Origin of the sequence: Brevundimonas sp. TSRC1-1 (assembly GCF_049898245.1) — a bacterium.
GTDB classification, from domain to species: domain Bacteria; phylum Pseudomonadota; class Alphaproteobacteria; order Caulobacterales; family Caulobacteraceae; genus Brevundimonas; species Brevundimonas mediterranea_A.
In genome coordinates this window covers 127,121-149,201 of sequence record NZ_JAFCXI010000002.1, presented here as the reverse complement: position 1 = coordinate 149,201, position 22,081 = coordinate 127,121, and the positions used below count along the sequence as shown (strand labels likewise).

Annotated in this window: 20 protein-coding genes and 1 riboswitch; of the genes, 14 read left to right on the top strand and 6 right to left on the bottom strand. The window is 67.3% G+C overall.

From position 1 onward, the window contains the following. Positions 1-108: 108 nt before the first annotated feature. From ftsY to ACP7CK_RS06715, 4 genes are all read left to right on the top strand, one after another. On the top strand, positions 109-1,044 hold the full coding sequence (gene ftsY, locus ACP7CK_RS06730) for a signal recognition particle-docking protein FtsY (protein WP_008262203.1): 936 nt from the start codon (positions 109-111) through the stop codon (positions 1,042-1,044). A 1-nt stretch (position 1,045) separates the two neighbouring features. Further along, positions 1,046-1,702: an inner membrane-spanning protein YciB gene (locus ACP7CK_RS06725; protein ID WP_008264172.1), complete on the top strand. Its 657-nt coding sequence runs from the start codon at positions 1,046-1,048 to the stop codon at positions 1,700-1,702. A gap of 127 nt (positions 1,703-1,829) precedes the next feature. After that, the gene (locus tag ACP7CK_RS06720; protein WP_426025523.1) at positions 1,830-2,444 is read left to right on the top strand and encodes a MarR family winged helix-turn-helix transcriptional regulator; all 615 of its coding nucleotides are present in this window, start codon (positions 1,830-1,832) and stop codon (positions 2,442-2,444) included. A gap of 67 nt (positions 2,445-2,511) precedes the next feature. Then, entirely contained in the window at positions 2,512-2,787 is a 276-nt protein-coding gene (locus ACP7CK_RS06715; RefSeq protein ID WP_008263047.1) for a YdeI/OmpD-associated family protein, read from the top strand. Between the two features lie 130 nt (positions 2,788-2,917). On the opposite strand, the gene ACP7CK_RS06710 is transcribed toward ACP7CK_RS06715, so the two are convergent. Beyond that, a complete protein-coding gene (locus ACP7CK_RS06710; RefSeq protein ID WP_426025522.1) occupies positions 2,918-3,301 on the bottom strand; it encodes a hypothetical protein in 384 nt (127 codons plus the stop codon). A 243-nt stretch (positions 3,302-3,544) separates the two neighbouring features. On the opposite strand from ACP7CK_RS06710, the gene ACP7CK_RS06705 reads away from it, so the two are divergent. The 5 genes from ACP7CK_RS06705 (at position 3,545) to ACP7CK_RS06685 (ending at position 7,715) form a co-directional block, all read left to right on the top strand. Then, positions 3,545-3,871 carry a hypothetical protein gene (locus tag ACP7CK_RS06705; protein WP_008259736.1) on the top strand — a complete coding sequence of 109 codons (327 nt, stop codon included), beginning with the start codon at positions 3,545-3,547 and terminating at the stop codon, positions 3,869-3,871. 2 nt (positions 3,872-3,873) lie between these two features. Beyond that, entirely contained in the window at positions 3,874-4,554 is a 681-nt protein-coding gene (locus tag ACP7CK_RS06700; RefSeq protein ID WP_008263586.1) for a response regulator transcription factor, read from the top strand. 10 nt (positions 4,555-4,564) lie between these two features. Then, a complete protein-coding gene (locus ACP7CK_RS06695; protein ID WP_426025521.1) occupies positions 4,565-6,010 on the top strand; it encodes a sensor histidine kinase in 1,446 nt (481 codons plus the stop codon). A 57-nt stretch (positions 6,011-6,067) separates the two neighbouring features. Then, positions 6,068-6,976, top strand: a complete 909-nt coding sequence (locus tag ACP7CK_RS06690; RefSeq protein WP_426025520.1) for a DUF1206 domain-containing protein — start codon at positions 6,068-6,070, stop codon at positions 6,974-6,976. Positions 6,977-7,043: 67 nt separating this feature from the next. After that, on the top strand, positions 7,044-7,715 hold the full coding sequence (locus ACP7CK_RS06685) for a DsbA family oxidoreductase (protein WP_426025519.1): 672 nt from the start codon (positions 7,044-7,046) through the stop codon (positions 7,713-7,715). A gap of 155 nt (positions 7,716-7,870) precedes the next feature. On the opposite strand, the gene ACP7CK_RS06680 is transcribed toward ACP7CK_RS06685, so the two are convergent. The 3 genes from ACP7CK_RS06680 to ACP7CK_RS06670 form a co-directional block, all read right to left on the bottom strand. Further along, positions 7,871-8,731 (bottom strand): hypothetical protein, encoded by an 861-nt coding sequence (locus ACP7CK_RS06680; RefSeq protein WP_426025518.1) that lies wholly within the window; start codon positions 8,729-8,731, stop codon positions 7,871-7,873. A 399-nt stretch (positions 8,732-9,130) separates the two neighbouring features. Further along, positions 9,131-9,310, bottom strand: a complete 180-nt coding sequence (locus ACP7CK_RS06675; protein WP_154727094.1) for a hypothetical protein — start codon at positions 9,308-9,310, stop codon at positions 9,131-9,133. Further along, the gene (locus ACP7CK_RS06670) at positions 9,307-9,813 is read right to left on the bottom strand and encodes an AAA family ATPase (protein WP_426025517.1); all 507 of its coding nucleotides are present in this window, start codon (positions 9,811-9,813) and stop codon (positions 9,307-9,309) included. The genes ACP7CK_RS06675 and ACP7CK_RS06670 overlap by 4 nt, the downstream gene beginning before the upstream one ends. A gap of 347 nt (positions 9,814-10,160) precedes the next feature. Here ACP7CK_RS06670 and ACP7CK_RS06665 point away from each other — a divergent pair, with 347 nt between their 5' ends. After that, positions 10,161-12,281, top strand: a complete 2,121-nt coding sequence (locus tag ACP7CK_RS06665; protein ID WP_426025516.1) for a hypothetical protein — start codon at positions 10,161-10,163, stop codon at positions 12,279-12,281. Here ACP7CK_RS06665 and thiC read toward each other — a convergent pair. Further along, positions 12,233-14,095 carry a phosphomethylpyrimidine synthase ThiC gene (thiC, locus tag ACP7CK_RS06660; RefSeq protein ID WP_426025896.1) on the bottom strand — a complete coding sequence of 621 codons (1,863 nt, stop codon included), beginning with the start codon at positions 14,093-14,095 and terminating at the stop codon, positions 12,233-12,235. The two genes, ACP7CK_RS06665 and thiC, sit on opposite strands and share 49 nt — an antisense overlap. Before the next feature lie 138 nt (positions 14,096-14,233). After that, positions 14,234-14,343: riboswitch (TPP riboswitch) on the bottom strand. 128 nt (positions 14,344-14,471) lie between these two features. On the opposite strand from thiC, the gene ACP7CK_RS06655 reads away from it, so the two are divergent. Both ACP7CK_RS06655 and ACP7CK_RS06650 read left to right on the top strand, forming a co-directional pair. Next, positions 14,472-15,407: a nucleoside hydrolase gene (locus ACP7CK_RS06655; protein ID WP_426025515.1), complete on the top strand. Its 936-nt coding sequence runs from the start codon at positions 14,472-14,474 to the stop codon at positions 15,405-15,407. Beyond that, positions 15,404-16,255 carry a ribokinase gene (locus ACP7CK_RS06650; RefSeq protein ID WP_426025514.1) on the top strand — a complete coding sequence of 284 codons (852 nt, stop codon included), beginning with the start codon at positions 15,404-15,406 and terminating at the stop codon, positions 16,253-16,255. The genes ACP7CK_RS06655 and ACP7CK_RS06650 overlap by 4 nt, the downstream gene beginning before the upstream one ends. Positions 16,256-16,285: 30 nt before the next feature. Here ACP7CK_RS06650 and ACP7CK_RS06645 read toward each other — a convergent pair whose 3' ends face one another. Beyond that, positions 16,286-17,071 (bottom strand): hypothetical protein, encoded by a 786-nt coding sequence (locus tag ACP7CK_RS06645; RefSeq protein ID WP_426025513.1) that lies wholly within the window; start codon positions 17,069-17,071, stop codon positions 16,286-16,288. A 180-nt stretch (positions 17,072-17,251) separates the two neighbouring features. On the opposite strand from ACP7CK_RS06645, the gene ACP7CK_RS06640 reads away from it, so the two are divergent. Continuing rightward, entirely contained in the window at positions 17,252-18,487 is a 1,236-nt protein-coding gene (locus ACP7CK_RS06640; protein WP_426025512.1) for a hypothetical protein, read from the top strand. A 173-nt stretch (positions 18,488-18,660) separates the two neighbouring features. Further along, on the top strand, positions 18,661-22,032 hold the full coding sequence (locus ACP7CK_RS06635; protein ID WP_426025511.1) for an autotransporter domain-containing protein: 3,372 nt from the start codon (positions 18,661-18,663) through the stop codon (positions 22,030-22,032). The last annotated feature ends 49 nt before the right edge of the window (positions 22,033-22,081 follow it).

Below are 22,081 nucleotides of genomic sequence, written 5' to 3'. Positions count from 1 at the left end.
TTTTTCCCGCGAGAGTCTGAAATCCCCGCCCCGGCGCCCGATGACGCAGGCCGCCGTCTGCATGCGAATGCGGATGACGTCGGCCTCCGCCGCCGCTAAAGCCATCCGATGACCGATACGCCGAAAAAGGGCTGGTTCCAGCGCCTGTCCGCGGGGCTCTCGCGCTCCTCCAAACAGATGACCGATCAGGTCGTCGCCAGCTTCGTCAAGGAACCCCTGTCCGAGGCGGCGCTGGAGCGGCTGGAGGAGCATCTGCTGGAAAGCGATCTCGGCCCCGCCGCCTCGGCCCGGATCGTCGAACGCTTCCGCGCGCTGAAGTTCGGCAAGGACGCCCAGGAACATGAGGTCAAGGAGGCCCTGGCCGAGGCCGTCGCCGCCGAGCTGTCGCCGCGCCAGGCGGCCTTCGACCCGCTGAGCGGGCCCAAACCCTATGTCGTCCTATTCGTCGGGGTGAACGGCTCGGGAAAGACCACGACCCTGGGCAAGATCGCCGCCGACCTGACGGCCAAGGGCGCCAAGGTCATGATCGTCGCCGGCGACACCTTCCGCGCCGCCGCCCGCGAACAGCTGAAGGTCTGGGCCGACCGGGCGGGCGCCGAGTTCGAGAGCCGGCGCGACGGGGCCGACGCCGCCGGCCTGGTCTTCGACGCCTACGCCAAGGCGCGGGCCGAGGGATTCGACGTGGTGCTGGTCGATACGGCCGGCCGACTGCAGAACAAGTCCGCCCTGATGGACGAACTGCTCAAGATCGTGCGCGTGCTGAAGAAGATCGATCCGGCGGCCCCCCACGACACCCTGCTGGTGCTGGACGCCACGGTCGGCCGCAACGCCCTGGCCCAGGAACAGATCTTCGGCCGCACCGCCTTCGTCACCGGCATCGTCATGACCAAGCTGGACGGCACCGCGCGCGGCGGGGTTCTGGTGCCCGTGGCCCAGGCCTCCGACGCCCCGCTTATGCTGATCGGCGTGGGCGAGGGGATCGACGACCTGCAACCCTTCGACGCCCGCGCCTTCTCCCGCTCGCTGGTGGGACTGGAAGACTGACATGACCGACACCACCGCTTCTCCCGAACCGAAGAAGAACCGCCAGTGGATCCGCCAGCTCGTCGATTTCGGCGCCCTGGCCGCCTTCATGATCAGCTATTTCGTCAGCCGGGACATGATCCTGGCGACCTGGGTCCTGGTCGGCGCCTCGGGCCTGGCCCTGATCATCGGCTATGCGGTGGAGCGGCGCTTCGCCCCCCTGCCGCTGATCACCGGCCTGTTCGCCCTGGTGTTCGGCCTGCTGACCGTCCTCACCCATGACGACCTCTATGTGAAGCTGAAGCTGACGGTGCAGAACGGCCTGCTGGCGGTGATCCTGCTGGGTTCGATCCCGCTGAAGAAATATCCGTTCAAGGCCCTGCTGGGCTCGGCCATCAAGGTCAATGACGCCGCCTGGCGCACCCTGACCCTGCGCTACGGCCTGTATTTCCTGGCGGTGGCGATCCTGAACGAGATTTTCCGCAGCCCCGCCGCCGTGACCGCCCTCTGGCACGCCCTGGGCCGCGACACCCCAAATCCGAACGACGTCTGGACCAGTTTCCGCGGCGTCCTGTGGATCGCCGCCTCGATCTTCGGCCTGTCCCAGGTGCCGCTGATCATGAAGAACATGACCAAGGACGAGGAGCCCGGTCCCATTTCTCCCGACACGGGAATGTAGCGCGCGCACCTGACGGAACCACGGGAGCCTACAGACAGAATGTCGCGGAAGTGACATACGTGTCGCGTCAAATCGTAAAGCGCGGCTGGTACGCATGCGGACGAAAGACACTCGGGGGACGGTCGATATGGTCAAGTCTGGCAAGTCGTTACGCAAGGTCGGGCCTCTGGCCACCTCGCCCAGTCACCTGATGCACCGGGCCCTGCAACTGGCCCTGGACATCTATTCCGAGGAAATGGGCGCCGACGGCCTGACCCAGCGTCAGTTCGCCGTGCTTGAGGCCGCCTCGCTGAAGGCGGGTCTGACCCAGACCGAACTGGTGCGGATGACCGGCATCGACCGCTCGACCCTGGCCGACCTGGTCACCCGCATGACCGCCAAGGGCCTGCTGGAGCGCGAACGCTCGACCCTGGACGCCCGCGCCAAGGCGGTCCGTCTGTCCACGGAGGGCGCCGCCCGGCTTGAGGCCGCCCGCCCGCTGGTCGAGGCCGCCGACAAGCGGATCATGGCCCTGCTGCCCAAGGGCCAGCGCGAGACCTTCCTGGCCCAGCTGGCTGAACTGGCCGCCGCCGCCGACGCCGCCCCCGACGCCGCCAAGGCCGAGGCCAAGGCCGCCAAGAAGGCGCTGAAGATGGCCGAGAAGGAAGCCAAGAAGGCCGAAAAGGCCGCCAAGAAGGCGGTCCGCCCGGCCAAGGCCTCCAAGCTCAAGAAGCCCAAGCTGAAGGTGGTCGAGGTCGCCTGACTTCCCCGTCCCATGGCGTGGGCAGGACACGGCTTGCGGCGCAAATCCGGGGCTGCGAAAATGGCGCATGGCTGAGGATGCAGACCTGCCCGGCGGCGTCGTCCACCCCCTGCCCGCCGATCTGCGGGCGGCGCTGAGCCGCGACGCCGCAGCCCTGGCGACCTGGACGGCGATCACCCCCCTGGCCCGCAACGAGTGGATCTGCTGGGTCGAGTCGGCGAAGAAGGCCGAGACCCGGCTCAAGCGGATCGACTGGGGTCGCGAGAACCTGAGCGACGGCAAACGCCGCCCCTGCTGCTGGCCGGGATGCCCGCATCGCGACAAGGGGACCGGAGCAGCTTAGGCGGTCCTCGTGTCAGGGTCCCGTTTCAAACCGCAAGATCGGGCAAGCGCGTAGGCGCCGATTCAGCCCCGTCCCAAACAGAAAACGCGGCCCTTTCGGACCGCGCTCCTGCTGGTCAAGGCCGGGAGGATCAGCCGCGACGGTGGTCCCAATCGTGGCGTTCGTTGCGGATCTGGGCCGAGAGACGGTCGAAGCGACGGTCCAGGTCGGTGCGTTCCCAGGTGGTCAGGCCGCCGCGACGATAGTGGGCCTCAAGCCGCAGCAGGCCGTTGAACTCGCCCCGCAGACGGGTCGCCTCGCGGCGGCTGAGCTGGCCGGAACGGACGCCCTGGTCGATGCGGCGGTCCAGACTGGCCTGGCGGGCGTTGATCGACGACCAGTGTCCGTAGCCCGCATGATGGACAGGCGGTCGGGCGTGATGGGACGGGCCATAGGACTGGGCGGCGGCGGGCAGGGCGGCCGAGGCGGCGGCGGCGAGGATGAGGGCGGGCAGGAAGACTTTCTTGTTCAGCATCGGATCGTTCCTTCTGGTGCGGGGCGCCCCGGCGGGGGCTGCGATGTCCCCAGAAAGCCATCTCCCGCCTGAGCCCGATCTGAACGCCGCGTTTCAGCCGCCGTTCATCTTTTCGGCGCAGGAAGACCCGTTCGCGCGATCTCTGTTATAGATGCGACGGACGTGCGGCTTTTCGGCCGTATCGCCCGTTTCCAAACACCCCGTTCAGCGGCTGTTCAGAGCCGGCCCCGTAGAAGCGACTTCATGAACCGCACCCGCGCCCTCCTGATCGCCGCCCTGATGGCCCTGGTCCCCGCGACCCAGGCCCTGGCGCAGTCGCGCGACCAGGACCGAGAGCGTCCGCAGCAGGACCAGCGCCGCGACGCCCCCTCGCGCGACCGACCCTCGGCCGACGGGCCGCGCGCCGATCTGGGCGCCGTGGTGCGCCGGGTCGGGGCCGGACGCGACGGACGCATGCTGGGCGTCAGCCCGCGCGGCGACACGGTGGTGGTGCGCTGGGAATATCCCGGCGGGCGGGTCGCTGATATTCGCGTGGACGCCCGCTCGGGCCGCGTGGTGGGAGAAGACTGACGATGCGTGTCCTGCTGGTTGAAGATGACGCCGACCTGTCGCGTCAGCTGAAGGGCGCCCTGGCCGACGCCGGCTATGCGGTGGATCACGCCGCCGACGGCGAAGAGGCCTGGTTCCTGGGCGACACCGAACCCTATGACGTGATCGTGCTGGACCTGGGCCTGCCCAAGATCGACGGGGTCTCGGTGCTGGAGCGCTGGCGGCGCGAGGGCAAGGCGACGCCGGTCCTGATCCTGACCGCGCGCGGCGCCTGGTCGGACAAGGTGTCGGGCTTCGACGCCGGGGCCGACGACTATCTGACCAAACCCTTCCATACCGAAGAACTGCTGGCGCGGTTGCGGGCCCTGCTGCGGCGTTCGGCCGGAATCGCTTCGGCCACCCTGTCGTGCGGCGGCCTGCGTCTGGACCCGCGCGCGGCGCGCGCCAATGTCAACGGCGAGCCCCTGCGCCTGACCTCGCTGGAGTACCGGCTGCTGCACTATATGATGATGCACCAGGGCCGGGTCATCAGCCGCACGGAGCTGGTCGAACATCTGTACGATCAGGACTTCGATCGGGATTCCAACACCATCGAGGTCTTCATCGGCCGGCTGCGCAAGAAGATCGGATCCGACCGGATCGAGACCGTGCGCGGCCTGGGCTATCGCCTGGCGCCCCTGACGGGCGAGTCCGAGGCGGCGTGATCACGCCGCAATGACCGAAACGGGGGCTGGGGCGCGTCGGACGCCGCCCGGCGGCTGGGGCCGCTGGTTCGGGCGGCCGGGCAGGTCGCTGACGCGGCGGCTGATCTGGCTGGCCGCCGGCTGGATTCTGCTGGCCCTGGTGGCGACCGGGTTCGTCCTGACCAACCAGTTCCAGGAATCGGCCCTGCGCCGCCTAGGAAACGTGCTGAGCGAGACCACCGACGAACTGGTGGTGCGCACGGTGACGGCGAGCGGCAAGGTGCTGACGCCCCAGATCATGGACGCCCCCACTCTGCGGGTGTTTTCCGGCAAGTACTGGATGACGGCCGAGCCGACCCTGGCCGGGGGCCTGCGGATCATCACCCGCTCGGACTCGCTGTACGGCGAGGACCTGACGGTGCCGGCGGACCTGCCGGGGCGGCTGGACGACGCCTATGGCCAGACCATCACCTATAACGCCACAGGCCCGGCGGGCGAGCCGCTGCGGGTGGCGGCCAGCATGAAGTCCCTGCCGGGACGGACGACGCCGGTGGTCTTCTTCGCGGCCATCGACCGGTCCAACGTCGACGTGGACACCCGCCAGTTCGCCACCCTGACCTGGGTCGCCCTGCTGATCCTGGGCTTCATCCTGGTGTCGGCGGTCTTCATTCAGGTTCAGGTCGGCTTGCGGCCCCTGTATGACCTGCGCAACGAGATCGCGGCCGTGCGCCACGGCCAGGCGGCGCGGATCGAACGGTCCTATCCGCTGGAGATCCAGCCCCTGGCCGAACAGGTCAACCGGCTGCTGGACCATAACCAGGAGGTGGTCGAGCGCCAGCGGACCCATGTCGGCAATCTGGCCCATGCGCTGAAGACCCCGATCTCGGTCATGCTGGCCGAGGCGGGGACCGCCGAAGGCCCGCTGCCCGAACTGGTGCGGCGCCAGACCCGGGTCATGCAGGGCCAGGTCGACCACCATCTGCGCCGCGCCCGCGCCGCCGCCCGCGCCGCCCACGGCCTGGGCGAGACCACGCCGGTGCCCGAGGTGCTGGACGAGCTGGCGGTCATGATCGAACAGGTCTTCCGCGACAAGGGCGCCGAGATCGACTGGCGCGCGCCCGACGACCTGGCCTTCCTGGGCGAGCGTCAGGACCTGCAGGAGATCCTGGGCAATCTGATCGAGAACGCGGCCAAGTTCAGCACCCGCCGCGTCCGCGTCTCGGCCGGGGAGAACGGCCTGGGCCAGATGGTGGTGGTGGTCGAGGACGACGGCGCCGGCCTGCCCGCCGACCAGCGCGAGACGGTGATGAAGCGCGGCGCCCGGCTGGACGAGAGCGCGCCCGGCTCGGGCCTGGGCCTGTCGATCGTCGAGGACCTGACGCGCGCCTACGGCGGGCGGCTGACCCTGGGCGACAGCGACATGGGCGGGCTGAAGGTCGTGCTAGAGCTGCCGGCGGCTCACGCCGCGCGCGCCTGAGCCCGGGAGCCATCGGCGGGCGGGGGCGTTGAACCGCTCCGCCGCGCTGGAGCCGCCATGTTCGCCCGTCTTCGTCACGCCGCCGCCGCCCTGGGCGAGGCCGTCCGCAGCCGCGTCCCCGCCGCGCGCCGCGCGCCCCGGCTGTCGCGCCTGATCGAGGGCGCGGCGCGGGTCGGCTATGGGGCGCGGGGCTTCGTCTATCTGTCGGCGGGGGCCCTGACCCTGCTGGCGGCGACCGACAGGATCGGCGACGCGGTGGGCGCGGGCGGGGCGGCGGGCTGGCTGGCGGAGCAGCCGTTCGGGCGGGTCTGGCTGGTGCTGCTGGGGCTTGGGCTGTGGGCCTTCGTCGGCTGGCGCGTGCTGCAGGCCCTGTTCGACGCCGACCATGAGGGAACCGACCTGAAGGGCTGGGCCACGCGGGCGGGGCAGGCGGCCAGCGGCCTGTTCTACGGCCTGCTGGCGGCGGGGGTGTTCGAGTATCTGGACGAGGCGGGGGAGGCGACCAGCCAGGCGGCGGAACGGGCCGAGAGCATCGCCGAGAACCAGGAGAAGGCGGCCTGGATCCTGGACCTGCCGTTCGGCGGCCTGCTGCTGATCGCGGCGGGGCTGGTGGTGCTGGCGGTCGGCGTCGGCAACATCGTCAGGGCCTTCCGGGACGACTTCGACGCGGCCCTGGCCTGTCCGGCGGCGGTGCGCCGGCCGGCGGCGGCCCTGGCGCGGGCGGGCTATGGCGCGCGGGGCTTCGCCTATCTGCCGTTGGGGACCTTCGTGGTCCTGGCGGGGCTGCACGCGCGGTCGGGCGAGGTGACGACGACGGCGGCGGCGCTGGACGCGCTGGAGGCCCAGCCCGGCGGGTCGTGGGTGCTGGGGCTGACGGCGGCGGGGCTGATGGCCTTCGGCGCCTTCGCCTTCGTGGAGGCGCGCTGGCGGCGGATCCGGCCGCCCCGGGACCTGACGCTGGGCTGAGGCCTTGGCGTCGCGCGGGGCCTTCCCATATGCTCCGCAACACATCCTGTTCCAGAAGGCCCTCGCCATGACCCAAGCCGTGCCGATGAAGACCCTGAAGATCGACTTCGTTTCCGACGTGGTCTGCCCCTGGTGCGCGGTCGGCCTGGGCGGGCTGGAGACGGCGCTGGACGCCCTCAAGGGCGAGGGGATCGGCGCCGATATTGCGTTTCAGCCCTTCGAACTGAACCCCCAGATCGCGCCCGAGGGCGAGAACATCGTCGAACACATCGGCCGCAAATACGGCGCCAGCCCGGAACAGTCGGCCGCCAACCGCGCCATGATCCGCGACCGCGCCGCCGAGGTCGGCTTCGACATGCGCATGACCGACGACAGCCGCATCTGGAACACCTTCGACGCCCACCGCCTGCTGCACTGGGCGCACGAGACGGCGCCGGAGAAGCAGAAGGCGCTGAAACAGGCCCTGTTCACGGCCCATTTCACCGAGAACCGCAACCTGACCGACGCCGGCGTCCTGACCACCGCCGCCGAGGCCGCCGGGCTGGACCGGGCCGAGGCGGGCGAGGTCCTGGCCTCGGGCCGCTACGCCCAGGCCGTGCGGGCGGCCGAGGACCTGTGGCGGTCGCGGGGGATCACCTCGGTCCCGGCGGTGGTGGTCGAGGGCAAATATCTGATCAGCGGCGGCCAGCCGGCCCAGGTGTTCGAAGAGGCCCTGAGGAAGATCGCGTCGGAGGTGTGAGGGGAGGGTGACTGGCGAGTCGTGATTGGTGATTGGTGAGCGCAGATCTTGCGCCGGTGCATCGCCCCGCTCGCCCCTTGCTCGCTACTCACCCCTCGCCAGTCACGATTCACCCCTCACGCCTTCGCTCACGCGCACGCCTCACCCCGCCCTGGTCACGGCGGCCCGGTTTCAGACTCTCCCTGCGAAAAAACACCGTCTGAATCGTCTAATTCGTCTGAAATCCCGGCCGGGTCCAGGTCGTCCAGCGCGTCGATCCGGGCCATCAGGGCGTCGCGGCCGGCGTAGTCGCCGGGCTTCAGGGCGGCGGCTTCCTGGGCGATGACGCAGATCTGCTGGGCGAGGGCCTCGGCGCGCGCGGCGAGGTCGGGTTCCTTCGGGGCGGGCGGCGGCGCTTCCGGCGGCGCTTCCGGCGTGGGGGGCGCAGGCGGCGGGGCCGGCGACACGTCCCGGGCCAGGGCCGTCAGACCCAGGTGCAGGCGCATCCAGCGCGCCGCCTCGACGGCGCGGCCGGCCTCCAGCGCGCGGTTCAGCCGCATCCGGGCCAGGTCCGCCATCCGGCCATAGTCGGCCGGGCCGTCCGCCGCCGCCTCGTCCGGGTCCAGCGGATCATAGGGGGGATCGACCTGGTCCATGCGCCGCCACCCCTTGTCCCGGGCGCGCAGGCGGAAGGTGCTGACCCCCATGCCGTAGCGGGCGCTGACCGTCTCGGCCGTGTCGCCGGCCAGATAGTCGTCGCGCGCCGCCGCCCACGCCTGGTCCGAGGCCCGGCGATAGCCGCCGCCCCGGTCATAGGGATCGCGCACGGGCCGCCCGTCATACAGCGGCCGGGTCTCGTGCGACGCCTCATCCAGCGACGCCCCGTCCCAGGACGCCTCATCCCAGGACGGCTGGCGCGGCGGATCGACGAAGTCCTCGTTGGTCAGACGTCGGTCGAAATAGCCGCCCCCGCCGTCGCTCTCGCCATAGCCCCCGCCCTCGTCCCCATAGGGCCGGCGTCCCTCGATCCCATCCATACGCCCCTCCCGGGCCGATCCGCCCCGGAACGGGACCGGGGGATTATACGGCGGCGGGAAACCGTGCTGGGTTGATTGGCGCGCGAGCCGGAAAAGCTGAATATAGTCAACGGGTGGAGCGACGGAATTAGGAGCGCAAAGGGGTGATCCCGCTTTTGCCGCCCCCGGCCGCCTCCCTTCCTTTCGTCATCCTCCGGGCCGCGCAGCGGAACCGGGGGACCCTTCGTCATCCTCTGGCCAAGCGAAGCTTGGACCAGGGGAGGCGCCGAAGGCGAAATGCGTCCGCCGCGCGGATCTCGACCGCCGAGTCCGCGACAGGTTCGCGCTCACGCGCGCCGCTGGGTCCCCCGGTCTGCGCCGCGAAGACGCGGCTTGCCGGAGGATGACGAAAGGGGAGGGTTAGGCCCGCTTCTTCCGGGGCGCGGCCGGAACGTCGGCGGCGGTGACCAGATGCCCCTTCCAGCCGGGCGGCGGCAGGAACTTGCCGGACTGCTCCTCGCGCGTGCCGTGCTTGGCGACCCAGGCGGCGCGTTTGCCCGCCTTCAGGATGGTTTCGTGATCGAAAAGCGGCTTGTTCATCGCGGTCCCCAATCTAGCAGTTCGAGCACCTCGCCGCCACTGGCGTAGATTCTCCAGTCGTCGGCCAGCGGCTTGTAGGTCGTCTCCAGGTACTGGAGGCTGAGCGGATAGCGGCGCCGCAGCGTCTCCTCCGGTATGCCGTGGCCGCCGCGCTCGACCCGATGCGCCACGCGGGCGATGGAGGCCTCGACCGAGGGCAGGCGCAGATAGATCAGTTCGAACCTGTATCCGGCGACCTTCCAGTCGCGGATGCGCCGCGCGTGGGTGCGCGTGGCCAGGGTGGTTTCCAGCACCACGTCGGCGCGGGCGGCGATCAGGTCCTCCAGCCGTTCCAGCACCATCCGCCCGGCGGCCAGATCGCGACCCGAACCGGGAGCCAGGGGCCGCGCCACCTCGTCGGGATTGACGAACTGGAACGCCTCGGCCCGTTCCCGCAGGAACTGGTTGATGAAGGTGGTCTTGCCGGCGCCGTTAGGTCCGGCGAGGAGGACGAGGGTGGGCATAGGGACAAGCTACGCCGTTCGGAGGCGGGCGGCGAGGGCTTGCTGCGCTGGGGTGATCAGAGCGCGCGGCCTCCCCTTCCTTTCGTCATCCTCCGGGCCGCGCAGCGGAACCGGGGGACCCAGCGGCGCCGAAGGCGAAATCCATCCGCCGCACGGATCTCTAACGCCGAGTCCGCGACAGGGTCCTGCTCGCGCAGGCCGCTGGGTCCCCCGGTCTGCGCCGCTAAGACGCGGCTTGCCGGAGGATGACGGAAGGGGCTGTCCCCGTAGGGATTGACCAAATGTAACGCTTCGGTTGTTGCATTGCTTCATGCTAGCCTCAGCGGCAAAACGACAACCGGGCACTCATGGCTTTGCAATTCACACCGAAGCAGCTGGACAGCTTTCATAAAGCAGCCGTCTCTCTCAAGCTTTTCAGTCGTTCAGAGTTGAATGACGAGAAAAATCGATCTCTGATCGAGAAACTGTATGTGGACCCATTGCCCAACGAGCAAGTTTTTAAAACGCTGTTGGCAAGCAACACTACTGTTATCGTGGGCCGAAAGGGGACTGGTAAATCTACCGTATTTCAAAGAGTCCAACATGAAATACGTAAAGGAAAGTCAAACGCGATTTCGGCCTACATGGATATTCGAAATGTCTATGAGGCGTCTCAGATCGACCCTATCACTTCAGGACGCCTCGGAGAGCTCGCAACGGCTCTTAGTCCAGAACAGGTGCAAAAATTTCTTCTTTACAAGAGATTTCTTAAGTCTCTCATAGTTGATATTCGAGACGAGCTAAAGGGTCAGGTCGAACAAAGTTTCCTAACTCGGCTCCGGGAGCAGATGATCGGATCTTCGGCTGAAGTGTTTTCTGGGCTCGACAAAGTTATTGAAAGGCTAGATGAGCCTGATTACGAAAACATAGAAGGTTTTGTAACTGTCTCCCGCAAGGCTACAGAGGCCCTCAAAACCACCAAAAGCAGAAAAAGTTTTGCTAAAGTGTCAGTATCGCCGGATTCAATCGGTGCTGAGGGTGGGTATGAAGCATCTAAGGAAAAATCCACCGAAATAGGTGGTGAGGACGTTTATACCCAATTGCTGATGAGGGTTATTGGGGTTAACGATGTCATTCATGAGCTCCAGAATCTTCTTGCTGCCATTGGAATACGAAATCTCTACATATTTTTAGATGATTTCTCTGAGCTCCCAAGAGATGCAATGCGATTGTTGGTGGATGCGCTCATCTCACCTCTCTCGAGGTGGTCTGATTTCATCAAATTCAAAATTGCCGCATATCCGGGTCGAATTTATCTAGGTGACTTGGATAACACCAAGGTCGAGGAAGTAAATCTCGACATTTACGGACTTTATGGTTCGGCGGGTGTCACCAAGATGGAAGAGAAGGCCATCGATTTTACGAAACGTGTTGTCGAGAAGCGGCTGGCACATTTTGCAAAGACCACGCCGGATATATACTTCGGGTCCAGGGGTGGGGACTTCTGGCGAAATTTATTTTACGCTTCGATGGCAAACCCGAGGACTCTTGGTCACATCCTGCTTTACGCTCACGAAAGTAACCTGATTTACAACCAAGTTGTAGGCGTCGCGTCAATACAAGATGCTGCACAAAGATATTATGAAGAAAAGGTATCACCATTTTTTGCTAATGGCCGTTATAGAGTCGCATTCGAAGAGAGATCATCAGTCTACTCATTGAAGGAACTTCTAGAGTCCGTTGTTTCCAAGGCGCGATCGATCAGGCAGGAGGGCTCGCGAGATCATTCTGGTAGTAGTCGCTCGCGGCCATACGCTAGTCATTTTTACGTCTCAAGCGACCTTGAAGACATATTTCAATCTTTGGAATTATCGTTCTTCTTAACGAAGTATTTTGAACAATCAGATCGTGGCGGAAAGCGGGTGTCCGTCTTTGCCCTGAACTATGGACTTTGTACAAAGTATCAGATTGCGTTTGGCCGGCCTAGCGAACGGCGGGAAGATCGTCTCTATTTTGTTGATCGCAGATTTGACTATAACGTTGTCGTCAGTTCGTACTTGCGCCAAAATCAGGAAATTAAGTGCAATAGCTGCGGAGCCGAGTTCGATCTCAGCATGTTGCCTGCTTTGCAGCGATTTCGGATGCGTTGCCCCGACTGCCAAGAGGGGCAATGCTCAGTTGTCAATCTCTCGAAGAAGTATGGCGATTCTATAGATGCTGTTCGTCCTGAGTTGCTGTTGCCCGACGCCGAAATAGGCATACTGCAAACGCTTCACAGTGAAGACCGTACCATGGTGGCTGCCGAAATCGCGGGAGAGCTTGATTGTTCCGGCCAGTTGGTTGGTCGACGGGCAAAACATCTGGCAGAAAGGGAGTTGGTTACTAGGGTCAATGCTGGGAACGTTTATCGATACGAACTGACTGATGCGGCAAAAACGGCCTACTTTAGCGATCCCTCGGCAGCCGATTTGGACGTGGAGGGCGCATAAACCACCCCGCCCCCGGCGCGGAACTTCGCGCTCATCTCCGCCATCCCGGCCTCGGCATCCACTAAACTCGCCCCCGCATCATTCTGCGCCATCGCATCGCGGCGGATGTCCTGGCTGATCTTCATGCTGCAGAATTTCGGGCCGCACATGGAGCAGAAGTGGGCGGTCTTGTGGGCTTCCTTCGGCAGGGTGGCGTCGTGGTATTTGCGGGCGGTTTCGGGGTCGAGGCCGAGGTTGAACTGGTCCTCCCAGCGGAACTCGAACCGGGCGCGTGACAGGGCGTCGTCGTGCAGGCGGGCGGCGGGGTGGCCCTTGGCCAGGTCGGCGGCGTGGGCGGCGATCTTGTAGGTGATGACGCCGTCCTTGACGTCCTGACGGTCGGGCAGGCCCAGATGCTCCTTCGGCGTGACGTAGCAGAGCATGGCCGTGCCGAACCAGCCGATCATGGCCGCCCCGATGGCGCTGGTGATGTGGTCATAGCCGGGGGCGATGTCGGTGGTCAGCGGGCCAAGCGTATAGAAGGGCGCCTCGTGGCAGTGTTTCAGCTGCTCATCCATGTTCGCCTTGATCTTGTGCATCGGCACGTGGCCGGGGCCTTCGATCATGACCTGGCAGCCCTTGGCCCAGGCGATCTTGGTCAGTTCGCCGAGGGTGCGCAGCTCGGCGAACTGGGCCTCGTCATTGGCGTCGGCGATCGAGCCGGGGCGCAGGCCGTCGCCCAGGCTGAAGCTGACGTCATAGGCCCGCATGATGTCGCAGATGTCCTCGAAATGCTCGTAGAGGAAGCTCTCGCGGTGATGGCTGAGGCACCATTTGGCCATGATGGAGCCGCCGCGTGAGACGATGCCGGTGACGCGTTTCGCCGTCATCGGCACGAAGGGCAGGCGCACCCCGGCGTGGATGGTGAAATAGTCGACGCCCTGTTCCGCCTGTTCGATCAGGGTGTCGCGGAACACCTCCCAGGTCAGGTCCTCGGCGATGCCGTTCACCTTCTCCAACGCCTGATAGATGGGCACGGTGCCGATGGGGACGGACGAGTTGCGGATGATCCAGTCGCGGATGTTGTGGATGTTGCGGCCGGTCGACAGGTCCATGACGTTGTCGGCGCCCCAGCGGGTGGCCCAGACCAGTTTGTCGACCTCGTCGTCGACGCTGGAGAGGACGGCCGAGTTGCCGATGTTGGCGTTGATCTTCACCAGGAAGTTGCGGCCGATGATCATCGGCTCGACTTCGGGGTGGTTGATGTTGTGCGGGATGATGGCGCGGCCGCGGGCGATCTCCTGGCGGACGAACTCGGGCGTGACGAAGTCGGGGATGGCGGCGCCGAAGTCCTCGCCGTCGCGAACGCAGGGGCTGTTCTGCTCGCGCCGCAGGTTCTCGCGGATGGCGACATATTCCATCTCGGGCGTGATGATGCCGGCCTGGGCGTATTCGTACTGCGTCACCGGGCGGCCCTCGACGCCCTTGAAGACGCGGTGGTGCGAGGTGTCGAACCGGGGGGCCAGGTTCTTGCCGGACGCGTGTCCGTTGTCCTCGGGCTTGACCTCGCGCGGGTTCAGCACCGGGGCGATGTCGCCGCGATCCAGCTGCCACGACGACTTCACCGGCGGCAGGCCGCGCTTGATGTCGATGGTGACGGTCGGGTCGGTGTAGGGGCCGGAGCTGTCATAGATGGTCACCGGCGGCTCATTGGCCGACGGATGGACGGCGACCTCGCGGAAGGGGACGCGGATGTCGGGGTACAGCTCGCCGGCGACATAGACCTTGCGCGACCCGGCGCGTTCGCCGGTCGGGATGGCGCCGGTCTCCTTCATCACCTGCTCGCGCGCGTCTTTCAGCGCCAGATCCACATTGGGTTCTTCGGGAAGCGCGGGCGGGGTGACTTGGATGTTCATGGCGGCCTCAAATGGTTTGAGGTCCGCCGACGTCGGGCGCGAGGGTCCTGTAACGGGGACCGGAAAGCGTACTCATCCCTTCGCCGGCATGACCCGGATCAGGTTCGACGGGTCAGAGGAGAAACCTCTATCTCAGCCGCTCGATTGCGACCCCCCGGAGAACGAGGCTCAGGGTGACGCCGGGGGAGGCGGACGTCAAGCGGGCGCAAGCGTGGCTGGAAAAGGCGTCGGATTCGCGTGGGATAAGCGGTGAAACGGACTTGCCCGCCGGCGTCCGGAGCGTCAAACGAGGGATGTGTCTATCCAATCCCTGATCATCGATTGCGACCCCGGCGTGGATGACGCCGTGGCGCTGTTCCTGGCCTTTGCGGCGGCCGAGCCGACGCTGCTGGCCGTCACCACCGTGGGCGGCAACGTCCCCGCCCACCTGACCCAGCGCAACGCCCGGATGATGCGCCAGATCGCCGGCCGTGAAGACGTGCCCGTGTTCGGCGGCGCCGAGCGCCCGCTGAAACGGCCCCCCGCCGGGGCGGGCGACTTCCACGGGCCCGAGGGGCTGGGCGACCTGGAGCCCTTCGCGCCGACCGGCATCATCGGCGACGGACCCGCCGCCAACGCCATCGTCGACCTGGTGATGAAACGCCCGGCCGGATCGGTCGCCGTCGCCGTCCTGGGGCCGATGACCAATCTGGCCCTGGCGATGAAGCGCGAACGGCGCCTGGCCGAGCATCTGGGGCCGGTCGTGGTCATGGGCGGTGCGCGGTCGGAGGGCGGCAACATCACCGCCTCGGCCGAGTTCAACATCTGGGCCGACCCGGACGCGGCGGCGGTGGTGTTCGGTTCGGGCTGCGAGGTGATCGCCTTCGGCCTGGACGCGACCCATCAGGTGCGGGCCACCGAGGCGCGGATCCGCGCCGTCGAGACGATCCGCACCGACCCGGCGCGCACCGTCGCCGCCCTGCTGCGCTTCTCGCAGCGGACCGAACGGCAGGTCGTGGGATCGGAGGCCCCGCCCCTGCACGACCCCTGTCCCATCGCCTGGCTGATGAAGCCGGACCTGTTCACCCTGAAACCCTGCCGGATCGAGGTCGAGACGGGCTCGGACCTGACGCGCGGCCATACGGCGGTGGAGTTCCGCGTCGATCCTGCCACGGCGCGGCACCGCTGGGCGGTGGCGGCGGACGGACAGGGGGTGTTCGACCTGCTGACCGAGACCCTGAAGGCCAGATGATGCGGATCACCGTCGTCGGCTCGATCAACCTGGACCTGGTCGCGACGTCGCCCCGGCTGCCGGCGCCGGGCGAGACGGTGACGGGGGCCAGCCTGGCCCGCTATCCGGGCGGCAAGGGCGCCAACCAGGCCTACGCCGCCGAGAAACTGGGCGCCGAGGTCAGCCTGATCGGCCGGGTCGGAAACGACTCCCTGGCCGGCGAGGCCCTGTCCCTGATGTCGGACCTGGGCGTCGATCTGGCCGGGGTCGAGACGGATGTGGCGGCCCCGACGGGCGTCGCCCTGATCGCCGTCGATCCGACGGGCGAGAACCAGATCGTGGTCGCGGCCGGCGCCAATCATATGGTCACGCCGGAGCAGTTGCCCCAGCGGATCGAGGGCGCCCTGATCGTCCAACTGGAGCTGCCGGTCGAGACGGTCGAGGCGGCGGTGGGCCGGGCCACAGGCTTCGTCTGCGCCAATCTGGCGCCCGCCCAGCCGGTGTCGGAAATGCTGCTGCGCCGCGCCGACCTGATCGTCGTCAACGAGACCGAGGCCGCTTTCTACGGCGACGGCCTGCACCGGGGCGGCGGCCGGGTGGTGGTGACCAAGGGCGCCAGGGGCGCGGCGATGTATCAGCGCGGCGTCGAAATGGCCTGGGCGACCCCGCCGACCGTCGAGGCGGTCGACGCCACCGGCGCCGGCGACGCCTTCGTCGCAGCCATCACCGTGGCCCTGCTGGAAGGCATGGAGCCGACGCAGGCCCTGCGCTTCGCCTGCGCGGCCGGGGCGGTCGCCGCCACCCGCGCGGGGGCCCAGCCGTCGGCGCCGGAGCGGGCCGAGGTCGAGGCGGCCAGGGCTGGGGTCTGAACGCAGCGACGACGGTCGAGGAGCGTCGGCTCAAGCCGTCGGAGGCGGCGGGCCCGGCGGCGCGGGGAAGTCGAGAGGCGCGACGGCCGCGCCGGGGGAGCCGGCCGTGACCATTTCGTACAGGCGCGTGCCGACGGGCGACCAGGTGACGGCCTCGATCGCCACGATCATCGCGACCTGGACCCCCAGACCCCAGAACCAGGCCGGGTGAATCCGGCGGGCTTTCCGCAGGTCGACGATCATGCCGATGACCGGAAACAGAAGGGTGACGACCGTCGTCGCCTCCCACGCCCAGGGGACCAGCAGCGGCATGGGCAGCAGCCGACCGACGGCCGCCCCCAGCAGGATGGCCATGGCGGAATAGTGCAGGCGGCGATGCCAGTCGGTCGACCGCCGAAGAACGACCGCCGCAATCGTCAGGCCGACGAAGGTGATCAGCGACAGGGGGTCGAAGATGAGCAACTGCAGAGGCCGGAAGAAGAAGGGGACCTCGCCCCGACGCACCATGGCCTCGGTCACCAGCCAGCCCAGGATCAGCATGGGCGCCAGCCAGACGGTCGCCAGCCATCCCAGCGGGCGGTGCCAACGGACCTGACCCGTGGCGATCAGCAGATTCTGCGCCAGAAAGATCGCCAGCCAGCCCATGAAGACGATGGCGTGGGCGTGGACCAGCAGCGGGACGTCGAAGCTGGAACGCCCCGTCGCCAGCTGGAGCGAAAAGCCGGCGACAACGACCAGCACCATGACGATGGCCAGTCCCGGAAAGACCCGTTCAACCGCCGGCGCCCGCCCAGGCGCCTTGTCTGTAACCGTCATGACCACCCCCCGATGTGCGGGCGCGACTGTATCGCCCGGCATGGAGATTTCAATCTCGAATATCGACGAAATGTGAAGCCCGGGACCGGTCGAGGGGCCGGCTGGGGCGAGGCGTTGCCGACGGGTTGACAGGGCCGCCTGAACGTCGTCGGTTCTCGCTCTCGGGTTGTGGGGGCGCTTATGCTGACGAGGCGGTTTCTGGGTCTGTCGCTGATGGCGACGGCGGTCATGGCGGGACGGCGCGCCGAGGGGCAGGAGCGACTGACGGCGAGCGATCAGTATCAGGCCGAGGGCCGCTATCTGCCCCTCTATCTGGAACTGAAGGCCCAGGTCGAAGCCGGCGATGAGAATGCGCGCTTCTATCTGCCCTGGTTCGCCGCCTTCGTCGGAGACGAGGCGATTGCGGTCGGGTTTGACGAGCGGACGCGGTCCCCCGACCGGCCGATGCCCGATCTGGCCGACGCCGAGGCCGAAGACGCTCTGGAGGCTATCGTTCGGGCGGCGGCGGGCAGGCAGATCGTCATCCTGAACGAGGCGCACAACGTCTCGGGCCATCGCGGCTTTGCGGCGCGGGTGATGCGCGCCTTGCGTCCGCTGGGCTTCGACACCTTCGCGGCCGAGACCTTCGGCAGGATCGACTCCTATCGGACCGGCGCGCCCTTTCATCAGGGGCTGGGCTATTACATCGCCGACCCCGTCTATGCCGAGACGGTGCGGGAAGCGGCGGCCCTGGGCTATGTGTTCGCCGACTATGAGCAGCGGCCGGACCAGCAGCCGCCCGCCGAGGCCGACATGGACGCGCGCACGACCGCGCGGGAGGTCGCCCAGGCCAGGAATCTGATCGAAAATGTGCTGAAGCCGCGCCCCGACGCGCGGATCTTCGTCCTGTGCGGCTACAGTCACGCCATGGAGGTCGAGGGGCTGGGCGGGCTGTGGTTCGCCGGCCAGCTGAAGGCGGCGACGGGGATCGACCCCCTGACCATCGAACAGTCGGGCCAATGGCCCGCGACCCGTCCCGAGGCGGATACGGCGGAGGTCGCCGCCGTACTGGAGCGGTTCGCACCGAAGCGACCGATCGCGGTGTCACGCGCCGGACGGGCCTTCTCCGACAGGATTTTTGACGGCAAGGTCGATCTGAGCGTCTTTCATCCGCGCCTGCCCAAGGTCGCCGGGCGTCCGGGCTGGCTGGCGGCGGATCCGGCGCGCAAGGCCGTCGAAGTTTCGGTTCCGGCGTTCGAGGGACCGGCCCTGGTGCAGGCCCTGCATAGGGGCGAAGGGGCGGTGATCCCGGCCGATCATCTTTTGCTGGAGCCGGGACAGGCGCGGGCGACGCTGCTGCTTCGGCCGGGCGTCTATTTCCTGCGGCTGGAGACGACGCGGGGGATCGAGCCGGCGTTCGGGATGGTGACGGTCTGAGAGGGGCGTGTCGCGCGAGGGCCCGGTGAAGCCCGGAGCGTCGTCGCGCCCAAGCTGTGCTGTACCGGGTGTAACGTTTTTGACACAAATTGGTCCAGGCCGGTCGTAAGCCTATTGCAGTCGGGAAATAATACGGCACGGTGGCTCCCAGGATTTTGAGGGGAGTGCACGGCATGATTGAACGTAACGGGACGGGTCGTCGTCGCTGGCTGGCGACGGCGTCGGTGATCGGGCTGATCGCGGCGGCGGGAACGGCGGCGGCGGAGGTGCCCAATGACAACTTCAGCCCGAACGCGCCGCCGGTCCTGGCCGACCCTGATGCGATCAACGGCATCGGCAACATCATCGTCGACACCGGCGGCGGCTCGGTGGGGGTCTGCACCGGCAGCCTGATCAATCCGCGCACCGTGCTGTTCGCCGCCCACTGCGTCAACGACCTCCCCGACGTCGCCTACGGATCCCAGGGCCAGGGCAGACCGATCAGCATCGGGTTCAAGGGCGACGCCTTCGACGGCATCCTGAACTGGATCACCAGCGGCGACTACGCCACCAGCTATATCGACCAGCACTACAACATGAGCCGGGTCTTCTATGACCCCCGCTCGCTGGAAGACGCCCAGGGCGGCGGCTTCTATGAGGGCGATGTCGCCATCGGCGTGCTGGATTCGCCGGCCAAGGGCGTGCCGACCTGGGCCATGCTGTTCTCGCCGCTGACCGGCGACGAGGACCGGCATGTGATCACCGGCGGCTATGGCGCCAGCGGTACGGGATCGTTGGGGGCGGTTCAGGGAATCGACTTCCGCCGCCGCGCCGCCGAGAACATGATCGGCGCCCTGACGTCGCTGGATGACATCAATCTGTTCCTGTTCGGCGACGGCGCCCAGGGCGGGCTGAGCCAGAACCTCTATATGGTCGATTTCGACGATCCGGCCGGGACCGCGACCTTCGACTTCAACATCTTCGGCGACGACGTCGCGCTGGAGAACGAAGGCATGACGGCGGGGGGCGACTCGGGCGGTCCCCTGATCCTGGATCGGGCCTTCGACACGCCGGTGGTCGTGGGCGTCCTGTCGCTGGGATCGCGCTATTTCAACGGCCAGGGATCGGCCAGCTACGGCACGACGGCGGGCTATCAGCCCCTGTATCTGTTCACCGACTGGATCGTCGCCAACAACCCCTACAAATACGTCACCACGACCGGCGGGAACGGCGACTGGTTCGATCCGGCCCACTGGGTCCAGATGATGGATCCGAACTACAAGATCATCGACGCCAACGGCAATCTGGTCACGGGCCTGCCCGCCACGCCGGCCGAGGGCGTGGATTCGCGCGGCGGCGAATGGGGCAGCATCTGCTTCTTCGGCGATTGCGCCGATGCGGGACAACTGGCCGACTACAACCATGACCGCGAGGACGGCTTGAGCGGCGGCGCTCAGCCGGTCAAGGCCGAGGTGACCGGCGGCCGCACGATCGTCGATATGAGCGGGATCGTCGCGGGCGGGGCGGGCGGGGCGGGCGGGGCCGGCGGGGCGGCCGGCAGTTCGCGCGGTCAGACCGCCTCCGGACCGGCGGTGCGGCACGAAGCCTCGGCGGTGGGCACGGCGCCGGGCGCGACCCTGCCGTTCGAGATCGTTCCGGGCGGACCGGGTTCGACGAATTTCGTGCCGTTCAACGTCCAGGGCGATGTGCTGGCCGGCGAGAAGCCGCTGTTCTACGACGTCAACCTGATGTCGGCGGGAACGACGACGCTGAACGCCCCCGCCGTCATCGACCGGTTGACCATCGGGACCAGCGGCGCGGTGCTGAACATCGGCGCGGACGGCCTGTTGTTCGCCCAGAACGACGTCGGCGTCTGGGCCGGTCAGTTGAACGTGGACGGCGCGCTGCTGACCTTTGAAATGCTGCTGGCGGGCGGGGTTCTGAGCGGTTCGGGCGTAGTCGACTCCACGGTGCTGACCTCGGCCATGGGCTCGATCGCCCCGGGCGGGCAGGGCGAGATCGGCGAGCTGACCCTGTTGAGCGATCTGGTGCTGGCGTCGGGCTCGCGCCTGTTCATCGACATCGGTGGTGATCAATCCGACCGTCTGACGGTTCTGGCCGACAGTTTCGAGGGCACGGCCGGCATTGCCTCGCTGGGCGGGCTGCTGGGGCTCAACTTCATCAGCGCGCCGAAGTTCGGCCAGACCTATACGGTGCTGACGGCCCAGGGCGGCATCGACGGCGAATTCGACGCCGTCACCGACATCTCGGGCGTGCTGTACCCGGTGCTGGACTACACCATGACCAGCGTGGAGGTGGAGATCGAGGCCGCGTCCTATCTGGACTTCATCAATCCGAATTCGCGCGCCCAACGCACCGTCGGCGGCATGCTGGATGCGGCGCGGGCCACGGATTATGCGGCCCTGGGCGACATCTACGCCCAGACAGACCTGCTGGAAGGCGAGGCCCTGGAGGTCGGGCTGGAGAGCCTGTCGCCCTTCGCCGCCCACTCCGGCGTGACCCTGCTGTCGGCCCAGACCGAGGCTCTGCGCGGCGTGGTGGACGGACGGATCGCCCGGGATCGCTCGGGCGGGGCGAGCGAAGGCCTGACCCTGATCGGGTCGGGCGTGGAGGTCGCGTCGCTGGATCCGGCGGCGACGGCCGCAGCGGCCGGCATGGCGACCCGCCAGGCCCAGGAACGGGCGCGCTGGGGCGGATGGAAACAGGGGGTTTCGGCCTATTTCGGCGCCGGCGCCGTCGAGGGCGAGGCGGGCCAGTTGCGCGGAACCCTGGCGGACAGCCGCAGCGACGACCAGAGCGCCTGGTATGTCGTCGGCGGCCTGGAACGGACCATCGACGCCCTGACCGTGGGGGCCAGCCTGGCCTATGCCGAGGGCGAGTCCGACTTCGCCGAGGGGATCAGCACGGCCGACAGCCGTCAGGTTCAGGCGACCCTCTATGGGGCGGTGGACCTGGCTTACGGCGCCTATCTGGGGGCCAAGGTCGGTTATGGCGCGGCGGATCTGGACACCGAACGGGCCTTCGCCATCGGCGGCGCCAGCTTCCGCGCCGACGGAGAGACGGACGGCAAGGTGGTCAGCGGCGGGGCCGAACTGGGCTTCAACCTGACGCGCGGCGGGCTGAAGCTGCAGCCGAACATCGGGCTGAACGCCTATTCGGTCGATCTGGACGCCTATCAGGAGACGGGCGGGGTCGCGGCCCTGAGCGTCGCCGACCAGTCGTTCGATTCGCTGCAGCACCATATCGGGCTGCGGGTCGGCGGCGAGACAAGTCGCGGCCGCTGGAGCATCAAGCCGGCGCTGGACGTGCGCTGGGTGCATGAGCTGGCGGGCGACAACCGCAATGTCGAGGCCGCCTTCGTCGCGGCCGACGGCTTCGGCGGGGTCTTCGCCGGCGCCAGCAATGACAGCGAATGGGCCGAGATCGGCGGTTCGGTCGCCATCGAGGGCGACCGGTTCGGCGTGACGCTGAAGGCCGCCTCGATGGTCGATCGCGAGGATCTGGACTACCAGACCTACAACGCCACGGTGACGATGAAGTTCTGATCCACCGGGTCGGGACGTGGAGACGGCGGCCCCGACGGGGCCGCCGTTT